Origin of the sequence: Gordonia liuliyuniae (assembly GCF_021739025.1) — a bacterium.
Classification (GTDB): domain Bacteria; phylum Actinomycetota; class Actinomycetes; order Mycobacteriales; family Mycobacteriaceae; genus Gordonia; species Gordonia liuliyuniae.
In genome coordinates this window covers 1-17,236 of record NZ_JAKKOT010000010.1, presented here as the reverse complement: position 1 = coordinate 17,236, position 17,236 = coordinate 1, and the positions used below count along the sequence as shown (strand labels likewise).

The 17,236-nt window shown below is 67.2% G+C and carries 16 protein-coding genes and 1 pseudogene; 7 read left to right on the top strand and 10 right to left on the bottom strand.

All coding sequences use genetic code 11. The features are described from left to right. Position 1: 1 nt before the first annotated feature. Entirely contained in the window at positions 2-832 is an 831-nt protein-coding gene (locus L5G28_RS19095; RefSeq protein ID WP_236999188.1) for an ABC transporter ATP-binding protein, read from the bottom strand. Between the two features lie 90 nt (positions 833-922). On the opposite strand from L5G28_RS19095, the gene L5G28_RS19090 reads away from it, so the two are divergent. Continuing rightward, positions 923-1,960 (top strand): LLM class flavin-dependent oxidoreductase, encoded by a 1,038-nt coding sequence (locus tag L5G28_RS19090; RefSeq protein WP_237002907.1) that lies wholly within the window; start codon positions 923-925, stop codon positions 1,958-1,960. Here L5G28_RS19090 and L5G28_RS19085 read toward each other — a convergent pair. From L5G28_RS19085 to ctaD, 3 genes are all read right to left on the bottom strand, one after another. Beyond that, positions 1,935-2,687, bottom strand: coding sequence for a peptidyl-tRNA hydrolase (locus L5G28_RS19085; RefSeq protein WP_237002906.1), 753 nt, complete (start codon positions 2,685-2,687; stop codon positions 1,935-1,937). The genes L5G28_RS19090 and L5G28_RS19085 overlap by 26 nt on opposite strands. A gap of 4 nt (positions 2,688-2,691) precedes the next feature. Continuing rightward, positions 2,692-3,912: a phosphoserine phosphatase SerB gene (gene serB, locus L5G28_RS19080; protein ID WP_372477260.1), complete on the bottom strand. Its 1,221-nt coding sequence runs from the start codon at positions 3,910-3,912 to the stop codon at positions 2,692-2,694. A 132-nt stretch (positions 3,913-4,044) separates the two neighbouring features. Beyond that, positions 4,045-5,757 (bottom strand): aa3-type cytochrome oxidase subunit I, encoded by a 1,713-nt coding sequence (gene ctaD / locus L5G28_RS19075; protein ID WP_237002904.1) that lies wholly within the window; start codon positions 5,755-5,757, stop codon positions 4,045-4,047. Positions 5,758-6,005: 248 nt separating this feature from the next. Between ctaD and L5G28_RS19070 the strand changes: the two genes are divergently transcribed. From L5G28_RS19070 to L5G28_RS19060, 3 genes are read left to right on the top strand one after another with little or no spacing between them, the layout of a single operon-like run. Next, a complete protein-coding gene (locus tag L5G28_RS19070) occupies positions 6,006-7,010 on the top strand; it encodes an ABC transporter substrate-binding protein (protein ID WP_237002923.1) in 1,005 nt (334 codons plus the stop codon). Positions 7,011-7,045: 35 nt separating this feature from the next. Continuing rightward, positions 7,046-9,922, top strand: coding sequence for a DEAD/DEAH box helicase (locus tag L5G28_RS19065; RefSeq protein WP_237002903.1), 2,877 nt, complete (start codon positions 7,046-7,048; stop codon positions 9,920-9,922). Further along, entirely contained in the window at positions 9,919-10,668 is a 750-nt protein-coding gene (locus L5G28_RS19060) for an SWIM zinc finger family protein (RefSeq protein ID WP_237002902.1), read from the top strand. Before L5G28_RS19065 ends, L5G28_RS19060 begins: the two co-directional genes overlap by 4 nt. Positions 10,669-10,697: 29 nt before the next feature. On the opposite strand, the gene nrdF is transcribed toward L5G28_RS19060, so the two are convergent. Further along, complete coding sequence (gene nrdF / locus L5G28_RS19055) at positions 10,698-11,699, bottom strand: class 1b ribonucleoside-diphosphate reductase subunit beta (protein ID WP_237002901.1); 1,002 nt, start codon at positions 11,697-11,699, stop codon at positions 10,698-10,700. A gap of 465 nt (positions 11,700-12,164) precedes the next feature. Between nrdF and L5G28_RS19050 the strand changes: the two genes are divergently transcribed. Genes L5G28_RS19050 through L5G28_RS19040 form a run of 3 tightly spaced genes read left to right on the top strand, consistent with a single transcriptional unit; the run spans position 12,165 to position 13,579 of the window. After that, positions 12,165-12,347 carry a hypothetical protein gene (locus L5G28_RS19050; RefSeq protein WP_237002900.1) on the top strand — a complete coding sequence of 61 codons (183 nt, stop codon included), beginning with the start codon at positions 12,165-12,167 and terminating at the stop codon, positions 12,345-12,347. Between the two features lie 34 nt (positions 12,348-12,381). After that, positions 12,382-13,125: a CPBP family intramembrane glutamic endopeptidase gene (locus tag L5G28_RS19045; protein WP_237002899.1), complete on the top strand. Its 744-nt coding sequence runs from the start codon at positions 12,382-12,384 to the stop codon at positions 13,123-13,125. A 31-nt stretch (positions 13,126-13,156) separates the two neighbouring features. Next, positions 13,157-13,579 carry a hypothetical protein gene (locus L5G28_RS19040; RefSeq protein ID WP_237002898.1) on the top strand — a complete coding sequence of 141 codons (423 nt, stop codon included), beginning with the start codon at positions 13,157-13,159 and terminating at the stop codon, positions 13,577-13,579. A 3-nt stretch (positions 13,580-13,582) separates the two neighbouring features. Here L5G28_RS19040 and L5G28_RS19035 read toward each other — a convergent pair whose 3' ends face one another. The 5 genes and pseudogenes from L5G28_RS19035 to L5G28_RS19015 all read right to left on the bottom strand — a co-directional run. After that, a complete protein-coding gene (locus L5G28_RS19035) occupies positions 13,583-14,746 on the bottom strand; it encodes a zinc-binding dehydrogenase (RefSeq protein ID WP_237002897.1) in 1,164 nt (387 codons plus the stop codon). 577 nt (positions 14,747-15,323) lie between these two features. Then, the gene (locus L5G28_RS19030) at positions 15,324-15,482 is read right to left on the bottom strand and encodes a hypothetical protein (RefSeq protein WP_237002896.1); all 159 of its coding nucleotides are present in this window, start codon (positions 15,480-15,482) and stop codon (positions 15,324-15,326) included. A 110-nt stretch (positions 15,483-15,592) separates the two neighbouring features. After that, positions 15,593-15,850 carry a hypothetical protein gene (locus L5G28_RS19025; RefSeq protein WP_237002895.1) on the bottom strand — a complete coding sequence of 86 codons (258 nt, stop codon included), beginning with the start codon at positions 15,848-15,850 and terminating at the stop codon, positions 15,593-15,595. Continuing rightward, positions 15,834-16,274, bottom strand: coding sequence for a hypothetical protein (locus L5G28_RS19020; RefSeq protein ID WP_237002894.1), 441 nt, complete (start codon positions 16,272-16,274; stop codon positions 15,834-15,836). The genes L5G28_RS19025 and L5G28_RS19020 overlap by 17 nt, the downstream gene beginning before the upstream one ends. A 615-nt stretch (positions 16,275-16,889) precedes the next feature. After that, a pseudogene (locus tag L5G28_RS19015) lies at positions 16,890-17,114 on the bottom strand (integrase core domain-containing protein); the annotation flags it as partial. Positions 17,115-17,236: the final 122 nt, after the last annotated feature.

Genomic DNA, 17,236 nt, shown 5'->3' with positions numbered 1-17,236 from the left:
GTCAGGCGCGCCGGTGCCCTCCGGCCCGCCGAGCACGGCGCGCGAAGTAGCGCCCATCGTCGTAACTGAGAACGATGTTCTGCCGGAACGTCTCGGACAGGTTCTCGGCAGTCAACGTGTCGTCGATCGCGCCCTGCGCGACGACGCCGCCCTCGGACAGCATGAGCACGTTGGTGAAGCCGGGCGGAATCTCTTCGACGTGGTGGGTGATCAACACCATCGCGGGCGAATCCGGGTCGGCGGCGAGCGCACCAAGCCGATCGACGAGCTCTTCGCGGCCGCCGAGGTCGAGTCCCGCTGCCGGCTCGTCGAGCAGCAGCAGCTCCGGATCGGTCATCAGACCGCGAGCGATCAACACCCGCTTGCGCTCCCCCTCGCTGAGCGTGCCGAACGTGCGGTCGGCGAGGTGTTCGGCGCCCATCGACTCGAGAGTGTTCGTCGCCTGCGCGCGATCGGACGGGTCGTACTCCTCGCGCCACCGGCCGAGGACCGCGTAGCCCGCCGAGATCACGAGGTCGGCGACCTTCTCGTCGGCGGGGACACGCCCTGCCAACGCCGAACTGACCAGCCCGATGCGGGTCGACAGTTCGCGGACGTCGGTGCGCCCGAGTCGTTCACCGACCACGAACGCCTCACCGCGCGTCGGGTGGTCGAGCGCCGCAGCCATTCGCAGGAGCGACGTCTTCCCCGCGCCGTTCGGCCCGATGATCACCCACCGCTCATCGAGTTCCACCCGCCAGTCCACGGGGCCGACCAGCGTCGTGCCGCCACGCACCAGCGAGACGTCGTGGAATTCGATGAGGAGATCAGGATCAGCGATGCGTTCGGTCACGCCCTCCATGGTGCCGGATGGACCGCCGCACCCGTGACGGAGATAGCCGATCGGGGAATAAACGGACGAGATACGTCGCTGCACGAAGACGTGACCGACTCTTCCTCCCCTCTCTCCGCGTCCCCTCTCTCCGCGTCCGCTCTGGCAGCCATCCCCCTCTCGCTCCTCGACCTAGCCCAGGTCGAGCCCGGCGAGCCGGTGGCGCACGCGCTGCGACACTCGACCGAGCTCGCGACGTACGCCGACAGCCACGGATACGAGCGCATCTGGTACGCCGAACACCACAACATGGCGACCATCGCGTCGTCGGCTCCCGCCGTGTTGATCGCGCACATCGCCGCGCACACCTCTCGCATCCGCCTCGGCGCAGGCGGCGTCATGCTGCCCAACCACTCCCCACTCGCGATCGCCGAACAGTACGGAACCCTCGCCGAACTGCACCCCGGCCGCATCGACCTCGGCCTCGGCCGCGCCCCCGGCGGCGATCAGGCCGTGCTTCACGCGTTGCGCCGCACGCACGCCGCGTCCGAGCAGTTCCCCCGCGACGTCGTCGAACTGCTCCGCTACTTCTCGGGTGTCGGCGTCGACGGAGTCCAGGCGGTCCCCGGACGCGGCACCGACGTCCCGCTGTACATCCTCGGCTCGTCGCTGTTCGGCGCCCAGTTGGCGGCCGCCGTCGGGCTCCCGTACGCGTTCGCGTCCCACTTCGCACCGCAGGCTCTGGAACAGGCCGTCGACACCTACCTGCGCGACTTCCGGCCGGCCGCGCTGCCCGACGGAGGCGAGACCGAGCCATATGTGATGGCCGCCGCCGCAGTGATCGCCGACGACGACGCCGGTCGCGCCGCCGACGAGTTCCACAAAGCCAAGGTGGGCCGGATCAAGCATCTGTTCAACCGGGGCCGGAATCTGACGGACGCCGAAGCCGAGATGCTGCTCGACAGCCCGCAGGGCGGGCACGTCAACGAGATGCTGCGCTACGCCGCTGTCGGCACACCCGCGCAGGTCCGCGACCAGTTAGCGTCGTTCGCGCGCCACGCCCGCGCCGACGAACTGATCCTCGCCCCGCTCGCGGGCGACCGCGACGTCTCGCTCGGCACCGTCAAACACCTCGCACCGACGCCGTAGACGCGCGCTCGGCGATCACCGTCATCGAACCGGGAGCGACCTCGGTGAAACCGGCGTCACGTACGGCGGACGCGGTGCCGGCGGCCACGGCGTCGCGCAACGTCGCCCAGCGCGCGGCGTCGGCCTGTCGAACGTCCAGCGGGCATCCCGCGCCGTACCAGACCTGCGCCTGACCGAGAGTGAACAGTTCGACGCCGAGCATGGATGCGTGCCCGACCTGAGCGGCCGACTTGCCGACGGACATCTCCAGTCCGGGGTTGAGCCACAGACACAGACCGTCCACGTCACCGGCCTGCTCCTCGCCACCGGGCAGCGCACCGTCGACGTCGGTGCCGCCGATCTGAAGCTTCCGGATCCGCTGGTCGACGTCGCCGACCCGTCCCGGCACGAACGCGCGGGCACGGCAGCCGTCGTGCTCGGCCGTCACGCCCCACAGGTTCTGCACGTCGCGCCACTGCTTTCCGCGCGCCCGTCGCGCGATCTTGCGGATCCGCGCATCGCACCACGCGTCGAGTCCCGCAGCCCACGGCCCGCCGTGCTCGCCGCGCTCATCCAGACACACGAGCACCGCGGCGCGGGCGGCCGCGACCAGCAGTCCGTGCTTGTTCGGCGGGTCCGCCTTCTCGATCTGCAGCACCATCTGCATCGCGAGGACGTCCGCCGGGTCGGCGGGATCCTCGCCGCCGCCGACATATCCGACGAGTCGCGTGTACGAGTCGGAGAACACCGTCCTACGACTCCAGCGGCACGCGACGGAGAGTGCCGTCCTCGATGTCGGCGGCTTCGATCTCGTCGCGGGTCACACCGAGCATGAACAGCACAGCGTCCAGGAACGGATGGTCGAGAGTGGTGTCGGCGACCTCGCGGAGCGCGGGCTTCGCGTTGAATGCGATACCCAGGCCTGCCGCCGCCAACATGTCGATGTCGTTGGCGCCGTCGCCCACCGCGATCGTCTGACCCATCGGCACACCGACCTGGTCGGCGAAGGCGCGCAGCGCCCGCGCCTTACCCGGTCGGTCGACGATCTCGCCGATCACCCGGCCGGTGAGCGTGCCGTCGACTACTTCGAGCGTGTTCGCACGGACGAAGTCGAGTTCGAGTTCCCGGGCGAGCGGGTCGATCACCTGACGGAATCCGCCCGACACCACACCGCAGTGATAGCCGAGCCGGTGGAGCGTGCGGATCGTGGTGCGGGCGCCCGGCGTCAACTGCAGCTCCGACGCGACCTCGTCGATCACCGACGCGTCGAGCCCCTCCAACGCCTTGACGCGTTCGTGCAGGGATTCGGCGAAGTCGAGTTCGCCCCGCATCGCCGCCTCGGTCACCGCAGCGACCTCCGCCTCCCGACCTGCCGAAGCGGCCAGCATCTCGATGACCTCGCCCTGGATGAGTGTCGAGTCGACGTCGAACACGATGACTCGTTTCGCGCGCCGGGCCAGTCCGCCACGGTCGACGGCGATGTCGATCGGGAATCTCGATGCCACTGTCACCAGCCCCGCGCGGAGGGCCGTGTCCGTCGACTCGTCGTCACCGACGGTCACCAGCAGTTCCAGCCCCGTCAGCGGATAGTCGGCGACGCCGCGGATCGAATCGATGTTCCCGCCGCACCCCGCGACCTCGGCGGCCACCGCCTGAAACGACTCGGCCGACACCGGCTGTCCCAGGATGACGATCGCGTGCGACGACGGGCGGTGCCCGTGGCTCGTCGCGTCCACCGCCAGTTCCACCGACATGCCGCGTGAATGCATCGGCAGGTCGACGGCGTCGAGGACCGCTGCCGCCGACCCGGTCGTCGTCACGAGGACACCGAGTGTCAGATGGTTGTGAATCACCACCTGTTCCACGTCGAGGAGGTCGACTCCGACGCCGGCGAGCGCCCCCATCAACGACGAGGTCACACCCGACTTGTCCGGGCCGCTGACGGTGATGAGAATGGTGCGCTTGGAGTCCACATTTTCCACCCTTGAATTATGGGGCCTGTACCGCGGTCGGAGCGAACCGGGCCGCAGACATACGACGAGACCCGCCCGAGTGAACTCGGACGGGTCTCGTCGTCTACGCAGTCGTGCCCGGGTTCTAGCCGGTCAGTGCGTCTGGTGCTTCTCGCTGCCCCAGCCGACATGGGCCTCGTCGCGCATGCGCTCCACCATGTGCGGGTAGTGCAGCTCGAACGCGGGGCGCTCGGAACGGATCCGCGGCAGCTCGGTGAAGTTGTGGCGCGGCGGCGGGCAGCTGGTGGCCCACTCGAGCGAGTTGCCGAAGCCCCACGGATCGTCGACCGTGACGACCTCGCCGTAGCGGTAACTCTTGAAGACGTTCCACAGGAACGGCAGCGTCGAGATGCCCAGGACCAGGGCGCCGATCGTCGACACCAGGTTCAGCGTGGTGAAACCGTCCGACGGCAGATAGTCGGCGTAACGACGCGGCATACCCTCGTTGCCCAGCCAGTGCTGCACCAGGAAGGTGAGGTGGAAGCCGATGAACGTCAGCCAGAAGTGCCACTTGCCGAGCGTCTCGTCGAGCAGGCGCCCGGTCATCTTCGGGAACCAGAAGTAGATGCCCGCATAGGTGGCGAACACGATGGTGCCGAACAGCACGTAGTGGAAGTGCGCGACGACGAAGTACGTGTCCGAGACGTGGAAGTCGATCGGCGGGGCGGCGAGCAGAACGCCCGTCAGGCCACCGAAGAGGAACGTGACGATGAAGCCGATCGAGAACAGCATCGGGGTCTCGAACGTTATTCGACCCTTCCACATCGTGCCGATCCAGTTGAAGAACTTCACACCGGTCGGGATCGCGATGAGGAACGTCATGAACGAGAAGAACGGGAGCAGAACCGAGCCGGTCACGTACATGTGGTGCGCCCAGACGGCCACCGACAGCGCGGCGATCGCGAGGGTCGCGTACACCAGACCCGAATAGCCGAAGAGCGGCTTACGCGCGAAGACCGGGAACACCTCGGACACGATGCCGAAGAACGGGAGCGCGATCACGTAGACCTCGGGGTGACCGAAGAACCAGAACAGGTGCTGCCACAGGATGACGCCGCCGTTGGCGGGGTCGTACAGGTGAGCGCCGAACTGGCGATCCACTTCCAGGCCCATCAGGGCGGCGGTCAGCAGCGGGAAGATCAGCAGGATCAGGACACTCGTGACGAGGATGTTCCAGGTGAAGATCGGCATGCGGAACATGGTCATGCCCGGTGCACGCAAGCACACGACGGTGGTGATCATGTTGACCGCGCCCAGGATGGTGCCCAGACCGGCCACACCCAGACCCATGATCCACAGGTCGGCGCCGAGACCCGGCGAGTGCACCATGTCGGTGAGCGGCGTGTACGCCGTCCAACCGAAGTCGGCCGCACCACCCGGGGTGAGGAACCCGCCGAGCGCAGTCAGGTTGCCGAACAGGAACAGCCAGTAGCCGAGCGAGTTCAGGCGCGGGAACGCGACGTCGGGGGAACCGATCTGAAGCGGGAGAACGAAGTTGGCGAAGCCGATGACGATCGGCGTCGCGTACATCAGCAGCATCACGGTGCCGTGCATCGTGAACAGCTGGTTGAACTGCTCATTCGACAGGAACTGAAGTCCCGGATGGGCGAGCTCGCCACGCATCAGAAGCGCCATCAGACCGCCGACGAGGAAGAAGGCGAAACAGGTGACGATATACATCTGTCCGATCAGCTTGTGATCGGTAGTCGTGATGAGTTTGTAGAAGAAAGAGCCCTTGGGCTGGTAACGCTCCGGATAGGGGCGCTCGGCCTCCACCCGGGTCGTCGGCTGATCTACCGCGGTCACTGAATCCTCCTCGTGAGCACCGTCGCGTCGGTCTCCCGGTCGTCGGCACTGGACCTTCGTCCGTCTACTGCTGTGGCGCCGACCGAAGACAGCGCGCTGCATCACTGATCGTAGACCAGAGCCGGGTGCAATTCCGAGTGGGTCCTACGAACTGTCGTATTACGTGTTCGCGGCCAGATCACCGTGCCGCGCACCGGTGCTAGCGTGGGCGCGTGCATCAATTCCCCCGACGCCTCGCCCGCGGCCGTATGAGCTCCACCGCCGCCGCGCTGGCGTGCACCGCGACGCTCGCCGTCGGACTGTCCGCGTGCGGCAGCGACGACGGCGTGCTGCGGACCCCCGACGGATCGGTGATCTCCACGACGACCACTCGTTTCGCCGAGGTCAACATCGTCGGTGCTGGTCGTGACTACTCGCGAACGTGCCTGGCGCCGACGGCGGTCGACCCGGGGCGCACCGACGCGAAGCGGATCGTCGTCACCGACCCCGCACTGTTGGACGGGTTGTGCGCACTCGGCCTCGGCCCGCAGGTCCGGGCGATCACGGCGGCGCCGGGTTCGGTGCCGGAGTACCTGGGTCCGCAGTTGGCCGCGGTCCCCGCCGTCGGCGACACGCCAGATGCGGCGGCGATCCGCGAAGCGGCGCCCGACCTGGTGCTGTCGACGCCCGGCACCGCGCAGCGACTCGATGCGTTGACTGCGACAGGTGCGCTCGGCACGGCGCGGACCGCCGTCGTCGACCCGGCCGGTGACGCGAAGGCGTCGCTGATGGCCGTCGCGGAGGCGACCAACCGGTCGGCGGCCGGTACGCAGCGTGTCGACGAGTTCATCGCCGAGGCCGCCCGTGTGGGCCGGGTGATGGACGCCAGTCATAGTCAGGTGTCTCTCGTGCGCTTCACTCCGGACGAGTCGCTCATCGAGGGCACGTCCCCGTTCGGCGCGCAGATCATGGCGCTGGTCGGCGTCGACCGGCCCGCGCCGCAGCGCACTCCCGCCGCGGTGCCGATGACCGACGACAACATGACCGACGCCGACGCCGACCTCATCTACGTCAGCTATGCGGGCGACGGCGGCCGTGACCGCGGCCACGACGTCCTGATGTCGGACGAGTGGCTCAATCTCGGCGCCCCCACGTGGAAACGGGTGCTGTCGGTGAACGACGAGGTCTGGTATGGGCGGCCCGGCGTCGCCGCGGGATGGCTCGTCCTCAACGATCTCAAGCAGTCGTTGAACAGCAGCTCGGCGAGCGGCTAGCCGAGATTGTCGGTAGGTCGGCGTAGAACGATTCTGTGAAGGCAACGGTGTCTGTGAAGGCTCCACCCGTCCGTGTCCTCTGGCGTCCCGGCCTCGGTCTCGCAGTGTGGCCAGCAGCTGCCTCCGCTGACGCCGGCACACTCCTCGACGAGGTGGCCGACGTGCCGTCGACGCTGGCGGATCTGATCGGTGGGCGCAGGCTCCGTCACCCCGTCGAACTCCGGACGCGGGGCGGGTCGCGCGAATTCGTGCACGCCACGGCGGTCGGCGTACCGACCGCCGTGCAACTGTTCGACCGCTTCGACCATGCGCGTCCGGGTGGCGACGTCGCGTTCTACCGCTATCTCCTCGCCGGTGTGCGCGCGGCGATCGACGCCGGCGCGGTCGCCCCCGGCACCGTCGAGGTCGCCGGCATCACCGAGGTGCGGTGGCTGCCGATGCCGACGAGCGCGTGGCGCGCCTGGATGCAGGTCGCGCACGGCAGCGCGCCCCCCGCGATCGCCGACAACGGCGGATCGGCGGCGATCACCGACTTCGCGAACGAACTCCTCGACCACGAGGTCCGGCGCCGGATCGGCGACCGCGTCGGCTCCCAGGTTCCGTTGATCGCCGGACTCGCCGAGCCGGCCCCGTCGCCGGTCCCCGACCTGCCCGGCGCACGCAGCGCGTGGACCGACTGGCTCGCGACCGTCGGTCCGGAAGCGGCGTCACTGGTGCTGCGCTTGCACGAGCCGCCAGACGAGCCCGTGCCGTTCACTCAGACGCGGTGGCGCCTCGAAGTGTGCCGCCACACCGCGACCGGCGACGTCGTGCCCGTCGCACCGCACCGGATCGACCCGCACGAACTCGAGGCGATCACCGGCGACCTCGCGATCGCGGTCCGCGCGTTCGGCGTGCTCGCCGTCGCCGACACCGACCCGCATTCGCTCGACTTCCTCCTCGACACCGGGGCCGTCGACGATCTGTTCACCTCCGGAGCCGAGTCGATCTCGCAGGCCGGGATCACCGTCCTGCTCCCCCGCACGATCGCCTCGGTGTCCCCGAGCCTGTCGCTACGAGCGGCGACAGCAGTCCCCGATGGCGGGGCACGACCCGGTTTCGTCGGACTCGACGAGATCTCCGACTTCGAGTGGCGGCTGGCTCTCGGCGACGCCCCGGACTCGCCCGAGCTGTCGCAGGCCGACTTGGACGAGCTCGCCCAACAGCACGGCAACCTGGTGAAGGTCCGCGGTCGCTGGTTGCGCGCGGAAGGCGCTGCGCTGCATCGGGCGGCGTCGTTCCTCGCTGCGCAGCGCGCCGTCGCCGATCCCGATGCCAAGCAGACGATGGCTCAGTTGTTGGAGTTGGTCGCGGATCCGGTCGACAAGCTGCCGGTACCGGTCTCGTCGGTGCACGGTCTGGGCTGGCTCGACGACGTCGCGCGGGGTGGTGCGATCGTTCCCGAACCGGTGGACGCTCCTGCGTCGCTGCACGCGACGTTGCGCCCGTATCAGCAGCGCGGACTCGACTGGCTGCACACGCTCGGATCGATGGGCGCGGGCGCCGTGCTCGCCGACGACATGGGGCTCGGAAAGACCGTGCAGGTCATCGCACTGTTGACGACGATGCGGGCGGCCGACGACACCCTGCCGCCCGCCCTCGTGGTGTGCCCGATGTCAGTCATCGGCAACTGGCATCGGGAGCTGACGACGTTCGCGCCGGGGTTGCGCGTCGTCGTGCACCACGGGACGGGCCGCCGCGTCGACGCGATCCGGACCGGCGACGTCGACGTCGTGCTGACGACATTCGCCACGCTCGCCCGGGACCGCGCCGAGCTCGCGACTCTCCCGTGGACCGAACTGGTGGTCGACGAGGCGCAGCACGTGAAGAATGTGAACACGGCGGCGGCGAAAGCGTTGCGTGCCATACCTGCCCGACTCCGGATCGCGTTGACCGGCACGCCGGTGGAGAATCGCCTGGAGGATCTCCGCGCAGTGATCGACCTCGTGAATCCGGGCATGCTCGGGACCGCGTCGAAGTTCCGTTCACGGTTCGCCGAGCCCATCGAACGCGACCGTGATCAGGATGCACTGCGTCGCCTCAACACGCTCACCGGTCCGTTCATCCTGCGTCGCACCAAGACCGACCCGGACGTCGCTCCCGACCTTCCGGAGAAGTCCGAACTCATCGTGCGGACCAACCTGTCGACCGAGCAGGCGGGCCTCTACCAGGCGGTTCTCAACGAACTGCACGAAGCGCTCGCCGAACGCAATCCCGTGGGCGAACGACGCCGCAGCGTCCTCGCCGCCCTCACCCGCCTCAAGCAGATCTGCAACCATCCGGCCCACTACCTCGGCGACGGGTCACCGTTGATGCGTAAACGCCGTCACCGCTCGGGCAAGGTCGAGTTGTTGATCGACGTCCTGACCACGCTGATCGCCGAAGGCGACAAGGCGCTCGTGTTCACCCAGTTCGCGGTGTTCGCCGATCTGCTCAGCGAGTGGCTGTCGCCGATCCTCGGCGTCGACGTGCCGGTGCTGCACGGTGGGCGCTCGCGAGCCGAACGTGACGCCATGGTCGAACGGTTCCAGGACGGCGACGGTCCGCCCGTGTTGATCGCCACGTTGAAGGCCGGCGGCACCGGACTGAATCTGGTCGCGGCCAATCACGTCATCCACGCCGACCGCTGGTGGAATCCGGCAGTGGAAGACCAGGCGACCGACCGCGCGTACCGGATCGGTCAGACCCGCAACGTGCAGGTACGCAAGTTCGTCTGTGTCGGCACTCTCGAGGAACGGATCGACGAGATGGTGACGGCCAAACGGGAACTGTCGCAGTTGACGGTGAAGACCGGCGAGAGCTGGCTGTCGGACCTGGACGACGACGCGCTGTTCGACCTGCTCGCGTTGCGTGAGGAGGCGGTCGGCGAATGAGCGGGCGGAGACGGGCAGCCCCAATCCGCGGGTACGGGATCACCGGCTGGTCGCGGGCGTTCGTGTCCGTCGTCGAGGCGGGCGCCGACCACCGGCACATCACCGGCGCGCGACGCTACTTCCGCGACCGGCACGTCGACGCGCTGGTGATCGGCGACGGGACGATCACCTCTGCGGTCCGCGGCACGCAGCTCGATCCGTTCGATGTGATCCTGCGCACGCGGACCGTCGACGCGGACACGGTCGTCGGTCTGCTCCGGACGACGGGCGACGTCGACGATCTGCTCGCGCTGGCGCGCGGTGAGCAGCCTGCCGGTCTCGGGAACCTGATCGCACCGACGGAGTCGGCAGACGTCGAATCGAGTTGCACGTGCCCGGATCAGGCGCCGCGGTGCATCCACGTGCTGGCGACCGCGTTCGAGGTGGCCGCCGAGGTCGATCGTCGCCCCACCGTGTTACTGCAGGTGATGGGCACAGATCTGCCTGCATTGCTGGGAGCCGCAGGTGGCGGCGACGCGGAGCCGTCCGACGATCCGTCGAACGGCGACGTCCTGCCCGAGGACTTCTACGGCGACACCGTCGTCCTGCCGCCCCCTCCCCCGTTCCCGGCAGTCGACGCGCTCACCGAGTTGGAGCCCGCGGCGTTGAGGACCGCGCTGCGCGCGTCCGGCGTTCCCGCGACCCAGTTGGCCGAAGCGTTCGACGACCTGGCCACCTTCTACGCCGAACTGAAACGTCGGACGTGAGAAACGATGTCGGGATCGCCTTCGCGGAATCAGAAGTCCCAGTCGTCGTCTTCGGTGTTGACGGCCTTGCCGATGACGTACGAACTGCCGGAGCCCGAGAAGAAGTCGTGGTTCTCGTCGGCGTTCGGCGAGAGCGCCGACAAGATCGCCGGGTTCACCGACGTCTCATCCTTCGGGAACATCGCCTCGTAGCCGAGGTTCATCAGCGCCTTGTTCGCGTTGTACCGCAGGAACTTCTTGACGTCCTCACTCAAGCCGACCTCGTCGTAGAGGGCTTCGGTGTAGTCGGTCTCGTTGTCGTAGAGCTCAAAGAGCAGCTCGAACGTGTAGTCCTTCAGTTCGGCGCGGCGCTCAGCCGTCTGCGTCTCGAGGCTGCGCTGGTACTTGTATCCGATGTAGTAGCCGTGGACGGCCTCGTCGCGGATGATCAGGCGGATCATGTCGGCGGTGTTCGTGAGCTTGGCGCGCGAGGACCAATACATCGGCAGGTAGAAGCCGCTGTAGAACAGGAACGATTCGAGGAGCGTCGACGCGACCTTGCGCTTGAGCGGATCGTCGCCGCGGTAATAGTCCATGATGATCTGCGCCTTGCGCTGCAGATGCTCGTTCTCCTCGGACCAGCGGAACGCCTCGTCGATCTCCTTGGTGGAGCACAGGGTGGAGAAGATCGAGCTGTAGCTCTTGGCGTGCACCGACTCCATGAAAGCGATGTTCGTCATCACCGCTTCCTCGTGCGGTGTGATCGCATCCGGGATCAGTGAGATGGCGCCGACGGTGCCCTGGATCGTGTCGAGGAGCGTGAGACCGGTGAAGACGCGCATCGTCAGCGTCTTCTCGTAGTCGGTGAGCGTGCCCCAGGACGGGATGTCGTTGGACACCGGAACCTTCTCGGGCAGCCAGAAATTGCCCGTCAGACGGTCCCAGACCTCGGCGTCCTTGTCGTCGGTCACACGATTCCAGTTGATGGCCGACACCCGGCTCACCAGCTTCACCGGAGCACCTTCGGCGGGACTGTGGGCGATCTCAGACATGACACCTCGCGTTGAAGAAATGGTGATCGTTAGAACGGCTCAACCCTACCGCTTGGGGCGGGCGCCAGATCGCAACACAACATCGTGTGTCTTGACGGAGATCGGCGTGGCGCCCGACGACACGCCGACACGATCGGCGCATTCTGCGACGACGGCACGTCCGCGACGACAGCCATCAGCACGGATCTGTGAGATTCGCATCTCGCGTCCTTCGGTCTTGACTACCGTGAACTCCACCAGCCCAAACAGGACCGGTCCAATCGGAGTGTGGTGGCATGCCGGAGCGCGGAACACGAGTCGACATGCCCCCGGCGGCCAAGCTCGCCATGAAAGGGCTGGGCTATTTCACCGTGATCTGCGGACCGGGCGTGTCACGAAGGCCGGAACGGAGGTCCGTACCTGCGTGAACTCCCCGGAGGAGACGTCACCATCGACCTCTAGAAGCCGACAAGGATAGGACATGACATGGCCTTCTCCCCGCCGAACAGCCCCGACGTCGAGAACCCCCTCGCGAGACTCTCCGCTGAGGAGCTCGAACAGATCGGCCGCGAGAAACTCGCCTTCCCGGGCGGTCGCGTGACCGAGAAGCCGGGTCCGTACAAACCGGTGGACGACGACGCCATCGTCCGCCCGCTGATCGCCGTCTGACCCTGATCTTCGCCTCACGGGCGAGGGAGACGACGTGACACACGTGCCCGACCCGCACCCAGGATCACGACTCGTCCGCCGTCGTGTCCGCTACTACTACCTGTTGATCGCGCTCGTCATCGTCATGTTCGCCGCGGAGACGACCATGCACTACACCCACTACACGTGGTCGCGGTGGATCGTGACGATCACCGCACTCATCGCAGTGAGTCTCGCCGTCGGCTCTGGTCTCCGCGCCGACGATCTCGGCCTGTCGCCGCGCACCTGGGCCCGAGGCGCGCGCTGGGCGGCGGTGATCGTCGTAGTCGTCGTGGTCGCCGTCGCGCTGGCGCTGGCGATCCCGCCGTTACGCGACCTGTTCCACAACGACGCGTACCGCGAGCTTGGGTGGGCGCTGTGCTCGGCATTCGTGCTGATTCCGCTGCAGACGGTGATCCCCGAGGAACTCCTGTTCCGCGGCGTCATCACCGGCGCGCTGCTGCGGCGTCATTCCGTCGCGGTCACGATCGCCGCGCAGGCCGTCCTCTTCGGGCTGTGGCACGTGGTCTCCTCGACCGGGCTGTCCGCAGGCAATGACGGGATCGGCGACGTCGTCGGCTCCGGCACAGTCGGCCAAGTGCTCGGGGTGGTCGGCGCAGTCCTGTTCACGGGCGCCTCGGGGGCCGTGTTCGGCTGGCTGCGAGTGACGACCGGGAGCCTTCTCCCCTGTCTCGCGTTGCATTGGGCGGCGAACGCAGCGGGCGCAGTCGCTGCGGCGTTCGCATGGAAGCTCGGGTGACAGCGCAGCGCGCACGTGCCACGATGTGACAATGAGCACTGACGACGTGCGGTCCCGAAATGACCCGTTGCCTGCAGATCATTTGTTGCCTGCCCTGCGCGGGCTCGCCGTCGGCCGAATCGCGCTCGGTGTCGCGTCTCTCGTCGCGCCCGGCACGCTCGCCCGGGGTCTGGGCGTGCAGCAGACGCCTGAACTGGACTACCTGACACGGATCTTCGGTGCCCGCGCCATCGCTCTCGGCCTCGGCTACCTGACCACCCCGGCCGCCGAGCGGCCCCGCTGGCAGCGGCTCGCGCTGATGGTCGACATCACCGATACCGCGCACGGCACCGCGCATCTGGTCCGCGGCGACCTGCCGAAGCCCGCGGCCGTCGCGATGGTCGCGTTGACTGGCAGCTACATGACGGTCGGCGCCACCCGATTCGTTCGGGACATGGCAGCGCGGCGACGCTGACCCTCACACCTGTGTGGCCGGGCTCTTCGGGTCGACGAGGATCTTGGCGTGTTTCTCGGGATCGCCGAGCGCGTCGAACGCGGCTTCCAGACCGTCGAGGCCGACGACTCCGGTGATCAGCGGCTTCACGTCAACTTTTCCGCTCGCCATCATCTGCAACGTGTCGTGGAACTCTCCGGGGTCGTAGCCGAACACGAAGCGGAACTCGATCTCCTTGCTGCCCGCCATCGCGGGCATGAAGGCGTCCTGCTCCATGCAGACGCCGACGACCACGATGCGTGATCGCGGCGGTGCGGTGTCGACGAGCTGCCCGATCATGCCGGGTACTCCGACGCACTCGAACACGACGGGGCCGGCGGGGACTTCGCCGAGCCGTTCGGCGAGACGGAACACGTGCCACCACGGCACGCCGGGCACCGCACGGAGCTTGCCCATGGTCCCGAGTGCGAGTCCGACCATGTCCGACACAGACCGCAACTCGTTGCGGGAAGGCTTGTACGCGTCGAACGGGTCGGTCTCCCAGGGATCGACGACGACGTGCGCGCCCACCTCGCGCGCCAGTTCGCGGCGGCGCGGCGACAGGTCACTCGCCACGATCTGCTTCACCCCCGACGCCTTGAGCATCGCGATGACAGCGAGACCGATAGGCCCGCAGCCGATTACGACTGCGGTTCGTCCCCGCCCGACGTCACCGCGACGAACAGCGTGCCAAGCGACGGCCATCGGTTCGGTGAGCGCGGCCTCGTCGTCGGACAGTCCTTCGGGGACGGCCAACACCATCGACTCCTGGACGAGGACGCGTTCGGCGTACGCGCCCGGCGCCAGTTCGGACAGGCCCACCAGTTGAGGTCCGCCGCCCTCGGTGATCATCGGAAGCGCGACGACCCGCGTCCCCGCCTTCCACCGCTCATGGCAGCCCGGGCCGTATTCGGCGACGGTCCCGACGAATTCGTGTCCCATCACGACCCGCTGGTCGGACCGCATCATGTGTGAATAGCCCGCCTGTTCGGCGACCTCGGCGACGATGTCCGCGTGGTGACGGGCGTGCAGGTCCGAACCGCAGATACCGGTCCGTGCCACGTCCAACACCACCTGGCCACGCCCCGGAGTGGGGTCCGGGAGGTCGTCGACGGTCAGGTTGCCTTGGCTGCACACAACGGCTTTCACGTCGACCACTGTAGTTCCGAGCGACCCCCCGCGAGCGCTCTTGAGCTCGCAGGTCAGCGCGCCGCCCCAATTCGGGACGGCGCGCCGATCGTTGAATAACTATGCGTGCATCACAACATGCAACTGACGCAGCCCCCAGATGCACAATTATGGCAGTTCATCGGCTCACGCAGACCGAGGGATCGGGCATCGTGCCATCTCCGTGCCATGGATTCATGCGCGCGGTACGCCGACCAGTCACCGTGCGCATCGCGCGGTGTTGTCGCACCAATCCTGCACAATGTACCCAGGTCGCGGGTCCGCGCGCGACCGTGCATCACTCGATGCGCACAGGCACCGTGCCCAACCCCCGCTGGATCGCCCGCCACCCCGCCGCGGAGGGGTCTAGGTGGGGGAGCCTCAGCATCACCTTTCTCGTGATGCCTGGAATCTCCCCGTGTCGAAGCTCGACCTGTCCGTCCTTACCGTCGGGGGCGTCGCCCCCTCGTTCGTCAGCGTGGAGCACGCGGCGTAGACGACGACCCACAGGGAACGGGGCAGTTACGGGATCCCGTAACCGCCCCCGCTCTGGGTTGAGCTAGACCCGTCGCAACGCATCGCGCACCTCGCGCATCCACATCTGCACGAAGCCCACCCGCTCTTCGTACGGCACATCCGAGGCGGTCAACTCCGCCCAGACCGTCGCCGAGTGCAAGTCCAACTCCGCGTCGTCGGACCGCAGGAACTCCACGGCCACACGCTCCGCCACGGGCGCGCTCGGGGTCCGGGTCACCGGCCGACGTCGCGCGCACCAGACGGGCCTCACAGGTGCGACGCTCGCTACTCGTCATCGTCGTCTCGGACCTCTCACCTCAACACCAGCGCCACCACCGGCTCGCCGACCAGCTCCGGCAGCGGCCCCGGCTCACTGATCCAACCCACGTCGTCTCCGGCGATCGCTCGTGCGGCATCGGCGAGGTGCTCGAATCTCCCCAGGTAGCTGGGCCGACCGCTCAGCTCCCGCACCTCGGTGATCACCGCAGCGCCGATCACGGCGTACGCCGCTCCGTATCCGTCGACGAGTACCAGCGCGTCAGATGGGAGCTGGTCAAGAAGGAGTCGCAACTCCGCAACTGTGTTCGGCGGCGGGAACGCGGCGCGTTCGGCCTCGGTCATGGTCGAACCCGCTTGTGTCCCTGTTTCTCCCCGCTGCGCAGTCCGCGCACAGCGTTCGGATCCCACCGAACCGAGAGATCCACAACCGGCCCGGTTCACTGCACAGCTCGCAAGTTCGTGCCCGGACCAGTGCGCGCATGTGCTCGTGATCGTCGTCCGTCGCGGTGTCGGAGACCTCGAAGTAGATGGGCAGCTCACTGAGCTTCTGCTTCACCTGGTGCAGCGTGTACCCCGAGTCGATTGCGGCGAGCTGCCGGTCGAGTTCCACGATGATCGGGTACCAGCCCGGGCCAGTGCCGATGTTCTGTCCCATCTCCGGCGGTATCCGGCTCAGGGTCGGCTCCAGTTCGGGAGGGACGTGCTCGTCACTCATGCCCTGATGATGAGCGCCTATACCGCACCGCGCGACTCGTTTCCCCGATGCATATCCCGTTGCATGTGCATCGGAACCAGCAACATCGCCTGGACATGTACCAATGCGTGCTACAGATACATGATCGCCGTACACCGTGCGGGACTGCTGCACGGATAGGTGACGTTGATGATGGAAGGGCCTCGCCGCTGGTGCGTGTGACTCTGTAGGTGACTGATGGCCCTCGGGGGCTTGTCTTGGAACTGGACCCTGCACCAGGTTGCTCTGGTGCACCTGTCCAATGACCAGCGCACGAAGGACTACTCAGCGCGCTTGCACGCGAACGGTAAGTCGAAGAAGGACGTCCTTCGGTGTCTCAAACGCGCGATTGCCCGCGAAGCGGGCCATCTCCTCATCCACCCCGGGCCAGTGCCGGCAACTGACGACCTTAGAAAGTTACGGCTCCAACGCGGTGCAACGCTTGTCCGGGCCGCAATGAGCATTGGAGCCGAACTCACCCGGCTCTCCGAACTCGAACGCGGAAAACGCCCCAATGCAGAACTCGCGACCGCCTACCGAGCCTGGCTCACGGCCGATTGACACGCATTGAATCGCCCCGGCAAGTCCGGAGACTTTTTAGTTTGAGACTCCAGCAGGTGCTGGGGTCTGGTGGTGAGCGTAGTGTGCGCGTTCTGCCTCGACTGGGGTGAGGTCGTTGCAGTACTCGAACGGTCGGCGGCGGTTGAACCAGTCGACCCACTCTGCAGTCGCTATCTCGAGGTCGTCGCACCCCTTCCACGGTCGCCGGGACTTGATCAATTCGGTCTTGTAAAGCCCGTTGATCGTTTCGGCCAGCGCATTGCATTGATGCTCCTATAGTTGTCAACTCATGACTTCGCCTGTTCGCGGGTCGGTCTTGACGAGGTGGTAGACCTCGCGGATCACGTAGCGTTTCAGGCAGCGGATGATGTCGCGTTTACTCT